The sequence below is a fragment of the Streptacidiphilus jeojiensis genome, from assembly GCF_042510965.1.
GTDB classification, from domain to species: domain Bacteria; phylum Actinomycetota; class Actinomycetes; order Streptomycetales; family Streptomycetaceae; genus Streptacidiphilus; species Streptacidiphilus jeojiensis.
The window spans coordinates 297,769-311,103 of record NZ_JBEUKS010000004.1; the positions used below are offsets into that span (position 1 = coordinate 297,769).

A 13,335-nucleotide genomic window follows, 5' to 3' on the forward strand; every position below is an offset into this window, starting at 1 on the left:
GCTATGCCGTCCCGATGTATCGAGTCGATACATCGAGACGATAGGCCGCAACTGCCGTTCGAGCAAGAGGCGACTCGGTGAAGGTGATCACAGCGGGTGTTCCGGCGGGTCCTCGGGCGGGTCCTCCGGGGCTCCTGGCTATCGCTCCACGGTGCGTTCCGGGTGGGGAAGCGCTGAGGCTTTCGTAAGTATCTGCGGGCAGTTTGCCCCGAATCGTGGGGACTGCCCGTTTAACCGCCTTGAACGCCTGCGTACTCTGTCGGCTATGCAGGAAGCCGGGAACCGAAGTGACAGCTGGGGCGCCGCCGCCCCCGGTGCCGTACGGCCGACCCGGTCGGTGCCCCGGGGGACTCGCGCGCAGGCCGGCCGGGCCGCGACGAATCGGAAGTGGACCACCGCCTTCAGGCCGCGCGGCCTGTTCGAGGAGCAGCTGGAAGCATGAGCGAACATCGGCGCAAACAGTCGAATCCGGACGGTGCCCCTTCCGGGCGGCGCGGCCCGCAGCCGCCGCCGCCCGCCAGAGGCGGCCAGCCGCAGGGGCAGCCGCAGGGCCGGACGCAGAGCGGCAACGGCTCGGGGCCGGCTCCGACCGCGCCGCGCCGGACCGCTCGCCCGCAGGGCCAGACCGCGCGCAACGGCATGACCGGCCAGCAGCCCAGGCTGACCCGCGCCGAGATGCGCAAGGCAGCCCAGGGCAAGGGGGGCCGCAAGGCCGCGGCAGCCCCCACCGGGCCCCGGCCGAAGCGTTTCATCGACTACCCGCGCTGGGGCAAGACCGGGGTCATGCACTGGGTGCCCTCGTTCAAGCAACTGCTCAGCGGCGCCCTGCTGTTCTTCGCGGTCTCCGTGGGCGTGGTGGGCTACGCCTACGCCAACACCACGGTCCCCCCGATCAACCCCACCACCCAGCAGCAGAACAACATCTTCTACTGGGCCGACGGCTCGGTGATGGCGACCACCGGCACGGTCAACCGCCAGAACGTCTCGCTGCAGGACGTCCCGGTGAAGGTCCAGGACGACTTCATGGCGGCCGAGGACGAGACCTTCATGACCAACTCGGGCATCGACGCCACCAGCATCCTGCGCGCGGTCAAGAACATGGTGACCGGTGGCCAGATCCAGTCCGGGTCGACCATCACCCAGCAGTGGGTGAAGACCAGCATCCTGTCCAACTCCCAGCAGACCGTCTCCCGCAAGTTCAGCGAGATCATGATCTCGATCAAGATCGGGAACGGCCACTACACCAAGAGTGAAGTGCTGGAGGGCTACCTCAACAGCAACTACTACGGCCGGGGCGCCAACGGCATCGAGGCCGCGGCCGAGGCCTACTACGGCATCCACGCCTCGCAGCTGAACGTCTCCCAGGGCGCCTTCATCGCCGCCACGGTCAACCAGCCCAGCTACTACCAGGACGTCACCAGCGACCCCAAGGTCAAGGCCGCCGCGGTGCAGCGCTGGAGCTACGTGCTGGACCGGATGGCCAAGAACGGCTGGATCACCGCGGCCGAGCGGGCCACCTACACCCCGGCCCAGTTCCCCACGCCGAAGGCCTGGGCCCAGAACGCCACGCTGACCGGCCAGGTCGGCTACCTGGTGCAGACGGCGCAGAACTACGTCGAGGAGCACACCACTCCCAAGCTGACCGACGCCAACTTCGCCTCCGGCGGCTACCGGGTCTACACCACCTTCGACAAGAAGAAGGTGCAGGAGATGTCCGCCGCCGTCGACAAGATGACGAAGGACCACATCGACCCGAAGAAGCGGCCCAAGTACGACACCGACGTGCAGACCGGTTCGGCCGCGGTCGATCCGGCCACCGGCGCGGTGGTGGCGCTCTACGGCGGTCCGGGCATGGACAAGGGCCACTTCGTCAACAACGCCAACTCCTCCGGTGTCCCGGTGGGCTCGACCTTCAAGCCGATCGTGATGGCGACCGCCCTGGAGAAGGGCGCGATGCTGACACCCGGGACCACCTACTCGGCGATCACCCCGGACAGCAAGTTCAACGGTGACAACGGCATCACCATCAGGAACCAGCAGGGCACGCTGATCACCGACACCGATCCCAAGGACAAGTCGCCGGACGGCCTGCTGCACCAGCAGAACGACAACACCGACATGCCGGGGTACGTCACCCTGCGGACCGCGATGGACAACTCGATCAACACCCCGTTCGTCCAGCTCGGCGAGTACGTCGGCTACAGCAACGTCACCTCGATGGCCAGCAGCCTGGGGCTGTCCAGCAGCATCTTCGCCCCCGACACCCCCGGTTTCTACATCGGCACCTCCACCCCGAGCGCCATCCGGATGGCCAACGTCTACGCGACCTTCGCCGACGGCGGGGTCTACCACGACCCCTACTCGGTCACCAAGGTCACCATGAACGGGGCGGCCACCGCCGACCAGCCGGTGATGTCCAAGCCCAAGTCGGCGTCGGTGATGTCGGCCGACACCGCCAACACCATCAACAGCATGCTGCAGGAGGTCGTCCAGAAGGGCACCGCCACCAGCGTGAAGGCGCTGGGCCGCCCGGTGGCCGGCAAGACCGGTACCACCGACGAGTTCAAGTCGGCCTGGTTCATCGGCTACACCCCGCAGCTGGCCACGGCGGTCACCATGTTCCGTGAGAACCCCAAGAACCCGACCCTGGAGAGCATGGAGGGCACCGGCGACTCCGGCACCGGCAAGTTCTTCGGTGGGGCGCTGCCCGCCACCGCCTGGCTGAACTTCATGGAGGCGGCCCTGAACGGCACCCCGACGGTCGACTTCCCGGCCGCTCCCAAGCTGGGCAAGGGCGCCAACGAGTCGGGGGCACCCTCCCCGTCCGCCTCCGCGAGCGCCTCCGCCAGTGCCTCGGCCAGCCAGCCGTCGGCGCTGTCGCCGAGCCCGACGCCGAGGGTCTCGCTGTCGCCGACGGCCTCGCTCTCGGCCAGCGCGACCGCGACGGACACCTGCGGTGCGTTCGACTTCGGCTGCACCGGCGGCGGGTCGACCTCGGCCTCGGCTTCGGCCTCGGCCAGTGCGACGCGCACCAAGGCGAGCCACTCGGCATCAGCCAGCTCGTCGAACTCGTCGATCTTCGGCGGCTGACCGGTCCTGCGGCCCTCCTCCCGGCCCCGGTCGGCACCCCCCCGGTGGTCCGGACCGGGGCCGGCGGCGTTTTCCGGCGGACCTGTCCCGGAAAAGTGGACAGTTAGCCCGTTCCGGGCCCCGGCCGGGGCCCAACTGCCGGGTGCCCGGTGCGGGGACAGGAACGTGCGGCAGGATGTCCGGCATGACGTCGAGCGAGCGTGACGAGGCAGCGGCGCCCGAGCCGGACAGCACCCCCGACAGCGCCCCCGTGCGCGCGGCCGAGCGGGGCACCCTGACGATGCCCGCACCGCCGCCCGAGGACACCGTCGTGGTGCCCGCCGACGAGGACCCGGTCGCGGCCGCCGGGAGCGAGCTGTTCGGCGGGGCACCGGGGCGGCGCGCCCTGCTGGGCGTCGGCTGGTGGACGGCGGCCCGGGTGCTGGCGATCTGCACCATCGTGGTCTTCGCCCTCGGGATGGTGCAGAAGATCCCCTGCTACAACACCGGCTGGTTCTACGGGGCGACCGCCCAGTACGACCACGCCTGCTACAGCGACATCCCGCACCTGTTCACGCTGCGCGGCTTCTCCATCGGGAACATCCCCTACCTGGACAAGATCCCCAACCCCAGTCCCGACATGCAGTACCTGGAGTACCCGGTCCTCACCGGCCTGTTCATGTGGCTGGCCGCCTGGCTGACCCCCTCGGGCGGCGGGGACGTCCACCGCGAGCAGGTCTTCTGGCTGCTGAACGCCGGGATGCTGATGGTCTGCGCGGTGATCGCGGTGATCGCGGTGATGCGCACCCACCGCCGCCGCCCCTGGGACGCGCTGCTGTTCGCCCTGGCGCCGGTGCTGGCGCTGGACTCGACGATCAACTGGGACCTGCTCGCGGTCGCGCTCACCGCCGTCGGCATGGCCCTGTGGGCCGGCCGCCGCACGGTGTGGGCCGGCGTCTTCATCGGCCTGGCCACCGCCGCCAAGCTCTACCCGGTGTTCCTGCTCGGCCCGCTGCTGGTGCTGTGCTGGCGGGCCGGGCGGATGCGTGCCTTCGGCCAGACGCTGGCCGCCGCCACGGCCGCCTGGCTGGTCGTGGACCTGCCGTTCATGCTGCTCAACTTCAAGGGCTGGGCCACCTTCTACGTCTTCAGCCAGACCAGGACCATCGACTACGGCTCGTTCTGGCTGATCCTCAGCCAGAACGGGGTCATCAACTGGTCCGTCAACACCGTCAACACGGTGATCACGATGCTGCTGGCGCTGTGCTGCCTCGGTATCGCCTGGCTGGCACTGGCGGCCCCGCGCCGGCCGCGCTTCGCCCAGCTGGCGTTCCTGATCATCGCGGCGTTCACGCTCACCAACAAGGTCTACTCGCCGCAGTACGTGCTCTGGCTGCTGCCGCTGGCGGCGCTGGCCCGGCCGCGCTGGCGCGACTTCCTGGTCTGGCAGGTCTGCGAGGTCCTGTACTTCCTTGCTATTTGGTACAACTTCGCCTACACCTCCAGCTCCGCCCAGAAGGGGCTGCCCACGGACTGGTACCACGGGGCGATCGTTGTCCACATCCTGGGGACGCTCTACCTGTGCGTCATGGTCATCCGCGACATCCTCATGCCGGAGTACGACTCGGTGCGCTGGGACGGCAGTGACGATCCGTCAGGTGGCGTTCTGGACAGGGCAGTTGACATCTTCGCCAAGACGTCGAAGTCGGCGAAGCACGGCGGGGCGGTCAAGTACCCGGACACCGTGCCGGATTGAGCACAGGCACTCCTGTGGATAACTCACCCCGCCCCTGTGGACAACAAGTTGTCCACAGGGGCGGTTCGTGTTACGTCAACCCGGCGTGAGAAAGCACCAGTTGAGGCGTACGGCCGTACGATCGGTCGGGAACAATTCGGGCAGCGACCCGATCGGATGAACCCGCTGAGTCCGCACCGGTCTCACCCGGTAGGGGTCCCGGCGGGGGCGTTCAGGCGGGGGCGTTCAGGCCTGGTCGACGATCCGGTCGAAGAGCGTCGTGGTGTGCCGCAGGGTCGCCTTCAACTCGTCGCCCACCTGCGGGGGCTGGACCTCGCCCGGCAGCCACAGCAGCGAGACCTGCATGTGCGGCGGCTCGGCGAAGGCGACCTTGGTGCCGTTCCAGCTGAACGGGGAGGCCGTGCGGTTCAGGGTGGCCAGGCCGGCCCGGGCCAGGCTCTTGGCGCGCGGGGTGAGGCCGGAGAGGTTCTTCGGGGCCTCCAGGCCCACCCCGTGGGCGGTGCCGCCGGCGACCACCAGCAGATGGCCGTCGCCGGCCGCCCGGTGCTGGCGGTAGCCGAAGCGGTCGCCCTTGACCAGCGGGTGCACATCCATGACGGTGCCGCGGCTGTCCATCGCGCCGTGGTCGCCCAGCCACAGCTGGGTGCCGATCCTGGGCCGGAAGTGCACGTCCGGGTAGCGGCGCGCCAGTTCGGCGACCTCCTCCTTGCGGAGGTGGCTGACGAACATCCGCCGCAGCGGCAGCCCGGCCGCCCGCAGCCGGTCCACCCACTGCGCGGTCTCGGCCAGCGGGTCGACCCCCTCGGGCCGGTCCATCGGCAGGTGGACGGCGAAGCCCTCGACCCGGACGTCGTCGACGGCCGCGCGCAGCTTGGGCAGGTCCTCGGGGGTGACCCCGTGCCGCCGCATGCTGGTCATGCACTCGATGATCACCCGACCGCCGACCAGCCCGCGCACGCCCTCGATGGTGCCCACGGTGCGGATCACCCGCTGCGGCAGCGGCACCGTGTCCTCGCGGATCCGGTACGGGGTCAGCACGATCAGGTCCTTGCCGAACCAGTCCTTGAGCTCGGATGCCTCGTAGGCGGTGCCGACCGCCAGCACGTCGGCGCCCATCCGGGCGGCCTCCTCGGCCAGCCGGACGTTGCGGAAGCCGTAGCCGTTGCCCTTGGCGACCGGGACCAGCCCGGGGAAGGCGTCCACGACGGAGCGCTGGTGGGCACGCCAGCGGGGGGTGTCCACGTACAGAGAGAGCGCCATGGGGTGGAGGGTACCTTCCGGGGAGACAGGGATTCGAGCGGGGAACGGACCGTCAGCGACGGTTCATGTACATGTCGAGCGCCTTGTGCAGCAGCTTGTTGAGCGGGAAGTCCCACTCGCCCAGGTACTCCGCGGCCTGGCCGCCGGTGCCGACCTTGAACCGGATCAGCCCGAACAGGTGGTCGCTCTCGTCCAGGGTGTCGCTGATGCCACGCAGGTCGTAGACGGTGGCGCCGAGCGCGTAGGCGTCGCGCATCATCCGCCACTGGATCGCGTTGTTGGGCTGGACCTCGCGCTTGTGCACGGTGGAGGCGCCGTAGGAGTACCAGACGTGCTCGCCGACGGTGATCATGGTGGTCCCGGCCAGCGCGTCACCCTCGTGGTAGGCCAGGTACAGCCGCATCCGGTTGGGGTCCTCGGCGGTCAGCGCCTTCCACTGGCGCTGGAAGTAGGAGAGCGGGCGCGGGATGAACTGGTCGCGCTCGGCGGTCTCCAGATAGAGCTGGTGGAACACCGGCAGGTCGTCGTAGCCGCCCTGGACGATCTCGACGCCGGCCTTCTCGGCCTTCTTGATGTTGCGGCGCCACAGCTGGTTGAAGCCCTTGAGGACGTCGTCCAGCGAGCGGTTGGCCAGCGGCACCTGGTAGACGTAGCGGGGCTGGACGTCGCCGAACCCGGCGCCGCCGTCCTCGCCCTGCTGCCAGCCCATCCGGCGCAGCCGGTCGGCGGTGTCGATGGCCCGCGGCTCGTACCAGTCGGCCTCGACGTCGCGGAGCCGCTTGGCCTCCTTGCCGGCGATGGCGCTCTTGATCGTCTCGGCCTGCCAGCGGCGGATTATCACCGGCGGGCCCATCTTCACGGTGAAGGCGCCCTGCGACTTGAGGTGGTCCAGCATCGGCTGGAGCCAGCGGTCCAGGTTCGGGTCGAACCAGTCGATGACCGGGCCCTCGGGCAGGTAGGCCAGGTAGCGCTTGACCTTCGGGATCTGCCGGTACAGCACCAGGCCGGCGCCGACCACCGCGCCGCGGTCGTCGAACCAGCCGATGCTCTCCGAGCGCCACTCGGCCTTCACATCACCCCAGGAGGGGACCTGCATATGGCTCGCGGAAGGCAGGCTCCTGATGAAGGCCAGGTGCTCCTCCCGGCTGATGGTCCTCAGGCGCAGGCTCATATGGGGGTGCTCCTCGGGCTTCAGTTCGCGTCAATCGCGAAGCCTACTGCCCAGGTGGGGCACCCCCATAGGGACGCTGCTGAGAGCCTTCGGCCGGTTCCGGCCGAAGGCGGCGTGCCGGTGCGGTCAGTAGAGCCCGCCGTGCGCCAGGCCGATGCCGAAGCCCGCCGCGGCGGCGACCCCGGCGCAGACCAGCACGAAGCGCTCCTTGGTGGTGACGGAGATGTACTGGCCCCAGGCCGCGGTGACGATGCCGGCCAGGCCGGTCCACGAGGCGACCAGGTGCAGGCTGCGGAACATGCAGGTGGCGATGGCGATGGCGGCCAGGATCAGGGTGACCCCGGCCAGGGTGTCCGCCAACGGATGCGCCTTGCCGTCGCCGGCGTGCAGCCGTGAGCCGGGCCCGTACGGGGACATCGGCGCGAGCGAGGGCAGCGAAGAGGACGGTTGGCTCTGCTGCGGCTGTGAGGGACCGATCGAATGTGCCATGGGACCCGCCTCCTTGGGGAGGTTGCCGGAGCCGTCGGCCTGGAGCGGCCGTACGGCCACGGATGAGGATGGCGCACTGTAGCGCGCCCCCTACCCGATGTATACAGATTGCGGCGATTCGGGGGTGGATTTCAAGACCCCATTCGGGTGCCTGTAGGCTGGACCGTCTGCACCGGTGTGGCGCGGCTTTCAGCCGCGACCCGTGCGCTGATCCTGGTGGGATTCCGTCGGTCTCCGACGCCCTCTCCCCAGTGTCGTTGCGGTTCTCCGCCTCGTTGTCAGTGCCGACCACTACTGTTGCGACGCGTTCAAAAACCCTCCTGCCACGGAAAGACCGTGGCCGCTGAGTCCAGAGGAGGTGGGTTCCACATGCGTCATTACGAGGTCATGGTGATCCTCGACCCCGATGTCGAGGAGCGCGCTGTCTCCCCCCTGATCGAGAACTTCCTCAATGTCGTCCGCACCGGCGGCGGCAACGTGGAGAAGGTCGACACCTGGGGCCGTCGTCGCCTGTCGTACGAGATCAACAAGAAGTCCGAGGGCATCTACTCGGTGATCGACCTCAAGGCTGAGCCTGCGGTCGTCAAGGAGCTCGACCGGCAGCTCAACCTGAGCGAGCAGGTCCTCCGCACCAAGGTGCTCCGCCCGGACACCCACTGAGGTTTCTCCAAGTGCCCCGTTCCGGGGAGCAGTCCCCGGAGCAATGAGGCACTGCACCGCACGGCCGTCCGTACGGCCGGCGCGGTGAGCACTGCACTGAACGGAACCGCTCCCACCGAGAGGTCGTAAACCACCATGGCAGGCGAGACCGTCATCACCCTCGTCGGCAACCTCGTCGACGACCCCGAGCTGCGTTTCACGCCGTCGGGTGCGGCCGTCGCGAAGTTCCGCCTCGCGTCAACCCCCCGCACCTTCGACCGTCAGACGAACGAGTGGAAGGACGGCGAGAGCCTCTTCCTCACGTGCAACGTCTGGCGTCAGCCGGCGGAGAACTGCGCGGAGTCGCTTCAGCGCGGCATGCGCGTCATCGTCCAGGGTCGTCTGCGTCAGCGTACGTACGACACCAAGGAGGGTGAGAAGCGCACCGTCTACGAGGTCGAGGTCGACGAGGTCGGCCCGTCGCTGCGCTCCGCCACCGCGAAGGTCACCAAGGCCCAGCGGACCGGCGGTCAGGGCGGCGGTGGCTTCGGCGGCGGCAACGGCGGCGGCGGTGGCTTCGGCGGCCAGCAGGGCGGCAACGGCGGTGGCTGGGGTTCGCAGAACTCCGGCGGCGGCCAGTCCGCTCCGTCCGACGACCCCTGGGCGTCCAGCGCCCCGGCGGGCGGCGGACAGCAGTCCGGCGGCAACGGCGGCGGCTGGGGTGCCCCGGCCGGCGGCGGCTTCTCGGACGAGCCCCCGTTCTAGTCCTCATCGGACGACAGCAGTGTGCTGGGCCGCTCCCTCCGGGGCGGGGCCCGCTCAGACTTGATCCCGTGCGACCCGGGCGTCGTCCTCGCAATCGCGAGGGCAACGACCGGATCGTGAACACCAGTTGGAGTACATGATGGCGAAGCCGCCTGTACGCAAGCCGAAGAAGAAGGTTTGCGTTTTCTGCAAGGACAAGATCACCTACGTCGACTACAAGGACACGAACCTGCTTCGCAAGTTCATCTCCGACCGTGGGAAGATCCGCGCCCGCCGGGTCACCGGCAACTGCACCCAGCACCAGCGCGACGTGGCCACGGCTGTGAAGAACAGCCGCGAGGTCGCTCTGCTGCCCTACACCTCGACCGCTCGCTGAATAGGAGGGTGACCGAACAATGAAGATCATCCTCACGAACGAGGTCTCCGGCCTCGGTACCGCCGGCGACATCGTCGAGGTCAAGGACGGATACGCCCGCAACTACCTGGTCCCGCGTGGCTTCGCCATCCGCTGGACCAAGGGCGGCCAGAAGGACGTGGACGCGATCCGTCGCGCCCGCAAGATCCACGAGATCCAGACCCTGGAGCAGGCCAACGAGGTCAAGGCCAAGCTCGAGGCCGTCTCCGTGAAGCTCGCCGTGCGTGCGGGCGACGCGGGCCGGCTCTTCGGCTCGGTGACCCCGGGCGACGTCGTCGAGGCCATCAAGGCCGTCGACGGCCCGCTGGTCGACAAGCGCCGCGTCGAGATCGGCTCGCCGATCAAGACCACCGGTGCCCACCAGGTCACCGTCAAGCTGCACTCCGACGTGGTCGCCAAGATCAACGTCAACGTGGTCGCTGCCTGACGCAAGCGGTGCCGGGCCCTGCCGTTCGGCCGGGCCCTCGGAAAGGCCGGTCCCCCTCACGGGGGACCGGCCTTTCCGGCGTTCCGGCGCGTACTGAGAAGGTGCGTACTCAGAAGCGGACGGCGGGGTTCTGAGTACCGGTTTTGAGTAGCGGCCTGAGTAACCGCACGGATTCCAGGCTCCCCGGCGGCGCGCACGATGAAGTGGTACTGACCGGTAACTTATCAGGGAGAGGTCATGGCCATCGAGGTCACCAAGGTGACCGACCAGGCGTCACTGCGGGAGTTCTGCGAACTGCCGCTGCGCCTCCATCCGCGGTCCCACTACGTGCCCGTCCCGGAACGCCGGATCAGGGCCTGGTACGAGGGGACCGGACCGCAGCGCCGCTACGGTCCGGTCGACCTCTACCTGGCCCGCGACTGCCGCGGCCGGGTGGTGGGCCGCACCTGCCTGCACCGCAACAGCGCGCTGGACGCCCGGGTCGGCCGGCAGGTCCAGCTGTTCGGGCTGACCGAGTTCGCCGACGCGCGCAGCGATCCGGCGCTGGTGGTGGACGGCGCCGACCCGGCCAAGGAACTGCTGGACCTGGCCGAGCAGGCGGGCACCGTCAGCGGCTGCGACCTGCTGCTCGGCCCGGTGGAACTGCTGCCGGACCAGTCCCCCGGGGTGCTGGTATCCGGCTTCGACGAGCGCGGCTTCAGCGGGGGCGGCTGGAGCCCGCCCTACTACCCGACCGCCTACGAGCGGTTGGGCTTCACCCGGCGCTGGCCCGGGCGGACCTGGATCTGCGAGGGGCTGGACGACCCCGGGCGGCTCCGCCCGGAGAAGGCCTTCGTGGTCGACGAGCAGCGGATGCAGGACGAGGAGCTGCGGGTGCACCGGGGGAGCCGGCGCTCGCTGCGACGGGTGCTGCCGGCGCTGCGGCACATCCTCAACGCCTCGGCGGAGCAGGTCGAGCAGCGGACCGAGGTCTCCGCGGCGGACTTCGCCGAGCGGGCCGCCGGGCTGAGCCGGGTGCTGGACGAGCGGCTGCCGCTGTACCTCACCAGGGCCGGCGAGCCGGTGGCCTTCCTGCTGGCCGTCCCGGACGTGTCGCCGTTCCTGGTGGCCACCCGGGGCCGGCCCTCGCAGCGGCAGCGGCTGGCGCTGCGCGCGGCGGCCTGGCGGGGCGACCACCCGGACCAGGCCGCGCTGGTCGCCTCGGGCACCCTGCCGCAGTGGCAGGGGCGCGGCTACCTCACCCTGTTGGCGCGGGAGCTGTACCGGGCGCTGGGGGAGGCGGGCTACCGGACCCTGCGCGGCTACCGGGTCCCGGAGGGGGACCGGGCCGCGGAGGCGCCGTACCGGGGGATGGGCGGGCGGCCGCTGCACGGGACGGCCTTCTACGAGCGGCGGCTGCGCTGAGGCCGCTCGGGCCCTTGCCGGTCCGGGGCCCAGGGGCCCCGCACTGCTCAGGCTCGTACCGCTCAGGCTCGTACCGCTCCGGTGACCAGCCAGGCGCCGGTGCGGGCGCGCAGGGCCAGGAACAGCAGTCGGACGGCCATGCACAGGGCGATGGCGCCCCAGAGCGCCACCAGGCTGCTGCTGCCGAGGGTCAGCGCGACCGGGGCGTACGCCGCCAGCGTGCCCAGCATGGCCCAGGCCAGGTAGGGCCCGTCGCCCGCGCCCATCAGCACGCCGTCCAGCACGAAGACCACACCGCACAGCGGCTGGGTGGCCGCGGCGATCAGCAGGACGGTGCCCAACTGCTGCTTGACCGCGGGATCGTCGGTGAACAGCGGCAGATAGAGGGGGCGCGCGAGCAGCAGCAGCGCCCCCAGCAGGACGCCGGTGCCGATCCCCCACTCCACCATCCGCCGGGTCGCCGCACGGGCGCCGCCGGTGTCGTCGGCGCCCAGGTAGCGGCCGATGATGGCCTGTCCGGCGATGGCGATCGCGTCCAGCGCGAAGGCCAGGAAGTTCCACAGCGACATGGCGATCTGCTGGGAGGCCATCGCGGTGTTGCCGAGCCTGGCCGCGACCGCGGTGGCGATCAGCAGGATGGCCCGCAGGCTGAGGGTGCGGACCAGCAGCGGCGCCCCCGCGGTGGCGCAGGCCCGGATGCCTGGCAGGTCGGGCCGCAGGTCGGCGCGGGTGCTGAGCAGTCCCAGCCGGCGTGCGCCGCGGACCACGACGGCGAGATAGGTGGCGGCCATGCCCCACTGGGCGATCACCGTGCCCAGGGCGGAGCCGGCGATGCCCAGCCCGGCGCCGTAGACCAGGCCCAGGTTGAGCAGCAGGTTGACGGTGAAGCCGGCCACCGCCACGGCCAGCGGGGTACGGGTGTCCTGGAGGCCGCGCAGCACGCCGGTGGCGGCCATGACGATCAGCATGGCCGGGATGCCGAGGGCGCTGATCCGCAGGTAGTCGACGGCGTAGGGGGTGGCGGTGGCGGAGGCGCCGAAGAGCCGGATCACCGCCGGGGCCAGGCCCACGGCCAGGGCGACGACCGGGACGGACAGGAAGACCGCGAGCCAGATGCCGTCGATGCCCTGCCGCACCGCGGCGGGGCGGTCGCCGGAGCCGATCCGGCGGGCGACGGCCGCCGTGGTGGCGTAGGCGAGGAAGACGAAGACCCCCACCAGGGTGGAGAGCAGCGAGGCGGCCACCCCGAGGCCGGCCAGCTGGGCGGTGCCGAGGTGGCCGACGATGGCGGAGTCCGCCATCAGGAACAGCGGTTCGGCGATGAGGGCGCCGAAGGCCGGCACCGCCAGGGCCAGGATCTCCCGGTCGTGCCTGGTCCGGCGGACCGGCGGCTGGGGGAGGGCGGGGGAGGTCGGTCGCATGGTCCTACCGTAGTCATCCACAGGTAATGTGTGCACGCGTATTTTGAGTATTACACGCGCGTGCTCCGCGTAGCGGTTCGGGCACCCCTGGTCGTGATCTTCATGCTCCGTGTGAAATTTTTCTCCTGCACAGGAGGTGATGGGTGTTATTCCAGGTCAGCGAGTTGACGGTGGAAAGATCTTCGGGTTATCCACAGGTTGTCCCCCGAGCCGTGCACAGCTTGGGGTCGGTTCTCCACAGTCCGGGGCCCGTCATCCACATGGCCTGTGGATAACCATCTTGGCCGATGGGCTGATCCCCCCTTAGCGTGAGCGTTCCGCCGACGCGCCGCAGGGGGTGCAGGTGCTCCGGTGTCAGTGGGGTGCCGTATAGAAGAGAGTGACGGCGGGGCGGACGGGTACGGGGCGGAACGACCAGGAGGCGCGGCATGGAGCAGGGACGCGAAGGGGCCTCCGGCGGAGGTGCCCGGTGAGCGACGTGCCGTACGACGACCACGACGAGGTGCCGCCCCCGGACGA

The 13,335-nt window shown here is 69.9% G+C and carries 11 protein-coding genes; 7 read left to right on the forward strand and 4 right to left on the reverse strand.

The window, feature by feature from the left end; genetic code table 11:
• The first annotated feature begins 438 nt into the window (after positions 1-438).
• The gene (locus tag ABUW04_RS13705; RefSeq protein ID WP_380564728.1) at positions 439-3,090 is read left to right on the forward strand and encodes a transglycosylase domain-containing protein; all 2,652 of its coding nucleotides are present in this window, start codon (positions 439-441) and stop codon (positions 3,088-3,090) included.
• A 280-nt stretch (positions 3,091-3,370) separates the two neighbouring features.
• Positions 3,371-4,825 carry a glycosyltransferase family 87 protein gene (locus ABUW04_RS13710; protein ID WP_051725388.1) on the forward strand — a complete coding sequence of 485 codons (1,455 nt, stop codon included), beginning with the start codon at positions 3,371-3,373 and terminating at the stop codon, positions 4,823-4,825.
• Between the two features lie 225 nt (positions 4,826-5,050).
• Here ABUW04_RS13710 and ABUW04_RS13715 read toward each other — a convergent pair whose 3' ends face one another.
• From ABUW04_RS13715 to ABUW04_RS13725, 3 genes are all read right to left on the reverse strand, one after another.
• Positions 5,051-6,085 carry an alanine racemase gene (locus ABUW04_RS13715; protein ID WP_030254735.1) on the reverse strand — a complete coding sequence of 345 codons (1,035 nt, stop codon included), beginning with the start codon at positions 6,083-6,085 and terminating at the stop codon, positions 5,051-5,053.
• Positions 6,086-6,137: 52 nt separating this feature from the next.
• The gene (locus ABUW04_RS13720; protein WP_030254738.1) at positions 6,138-7,256 is read right to left on the reverse strand and encodes a lipid II:glycine glycyltransferase FemX; all 1,119 of its coding nucleotides are present in this window, start codon (positions 7,254-7,256) and stop codon (positions 6,138-6,140) included.
• A gap of 126 nt (positions 7,257-7,382) precedes the next feature.
• On the reverse strand, positions 7,383-7,745 hold the full coding sequence (locus ABUW04_RS13725; RefSeq protein WP_380522860.1) for a hypothetical protein: 363 nt from the start codon (positions 7,743-7,745) through the stop codon (positions 7,383-7,385).
• Positions 7,746-8,114: 369 nt separating this feature from the next.
• Between ABUW04_RS13725 and rpsF the strand changes: the two genes are divergently transcribed.
• The 5 genes from rpsF to ABUW04_RS13750 all read left to right on the forward strand — a co-directional run bounded on the left by rpsF (position 8,115) and on the right by ABUW04_RS13750 (position 11,395).
• Positions 8,115-8,405: a 30S ribosomal protein S6 gene (gene rpsF / locus ABUW04_RS13730; protein WP_030254742.1), complete on the forward strand. Its 291-nt coding sequence runs from the start codon at positions 8,115-8,117 to the stop codon at positions 8,403-8,405.
• 135 nt (positions 8,406-8,540) lie between these two features.
• Positions 8,541-9,149: a single-stranded DNA-binding protein gene (locus tag ABUW04_RS13735; protein WP_030254744.1), complete on the forward strand. Its 609-nt coding sequence runs from the start codon at positions 8,541-8,543 to the stop codon at positions 9,147-9,149.
• A 139-nt stretch (positions 9,150-9,288) separates the two neighbouring features.
• The gene (rpsR, locus tag ABUW04_RS13740) at positions 9,289-9,525 is read left to right on the forward strand and encodes a 30S ribosomal protein S18 (RefSeq protein ID WP_030254746.1); all 237 of its coding nucleotides are present in this window, start codon (positions 9,289-9,291) and stop codon (positions 9,523-9,525) included.
• Positions 9,526-9,544: 19 nt separating this feature from the next.
• Entirely contained in the window at positions 9,545-9,991 is a 447-nt protein-coding gene (rplI, locus tag ABUW04_RS13745) for a 50S ribosomal protein L9 (protein ID WP_030254748.1), read from the forward strand.
• A gap of 237 nt (positions 9,992-10,228) precedes the next feature.
• The gene (locus ABUW04_RS13750; protein WP_380564729.1) at positions 10,229-11,395 is read left to right on the forward strand and encodes a GNAT family N-acetyltransferase; all 1,167 of its coding nucleotides are present in this window, start codon (positions 10,229-10,231) and stop codon (positions 11,393-11,395) included.
• Positions 11,396-11,457: 62 nt separating this feature from the next.
• On the opposite strand, the gene ABUW04_RS13755 is transcribed toward ABUW04_RS13750, so the two are convergent.
• A complete protein-coding gene (locus tag ABUW04_RS13755) occupies positions 11,458-12,816 on the reverse strand; it encodes an MATE family efflux transporter (protein ID WP_380564730.1) in 1,359 nt (452 codons plus the stop codon).
• Between the last annotated feature and the right edge of the window lie 519 nt (positions 12,817-13,335).

Excerpts from the sequence above, each read along its gene's own strand:
- ABUW04_RS13710 (WP_051725388.1), top strand. The coding sequence starts at position 3,371 with ATGCCCGCACCGCCGCCCGAGGACACCGTCGTGGTGCCCGCCGACGAG.
- ABUW04_RS13725 (WP_380522860.1), bottom strand. The coding sequence starts at position 7,745 with ATGGCACATTCGATCGGTCCCTCACAGCCGCAGCAGAGCCAACCGTCC.
- rpsR (WP_030254746.1), top strand. The coding sequence starts at position 9,289 with ATGGCGAAGCCGCCTGTACGCAAGCCGAAGAAGAAGGTTTGCGTTTTC.
- ABUW04_RS13750 (WP_380564729.1), top strand. The coding sequence starts at position 10,229 with ATGGCCATCGAGGTCACCAAGGTGACCGACCAGGCGTCACTGCGGGAG.
- ABUW04_RS13720 (WP_030254738.1), bottom strand. The coding sequence starts at position 7,256 with ATGAGCCTGCGCCTGAGGACCATCAGCCGGGAGGAGCACCTGGCCTTC.
- rpsF (WP_030254742.1), top strand. The coding sequence starts at position 8,115 with ATGCGTCATTACGAGGTCATGGTGATCCTCGACCCCGATGTCGAGGAG.
- ABUW04_RS13705 (WP_380564728.1), top strand. The coding sequence starts at position 439 with ATGAGCGAACATCGGCGCAAACAGTCGAATCCGGACGGTGCCCCTTCC.
- ABUW04_RS13755 (WP_380564730.1), bottom strand. The coding sequence starts at position 12,816 with ATGCGACCGACCTCCCCCGCCCTCCCCCAGCCGCCGGTCCGCCGGACC.
- ABUW04_RS13735 (WP_030254744.1), top strand. The coding sequence starts at position 8,541 with ATGGCAGGCGAGACCGTCATCACCCTCGTCGGCAACCTCGTCGACGAC.
- ABUW04_RS13715 (WP_030254735.1), bottom strand. The coding sequence starts at position 6,085 with ATGGCGCTCTCTCTGTACGTGGACACCCCCCGCTGGCGTGCCCACCAG.
- rplI (WP_030254748.1), top strand. The coding sequence starts at position 9,545 with ATGAAGATCATCCTCACGAACGAGGTCTCCGGCCTCGGTACCGCCGGC.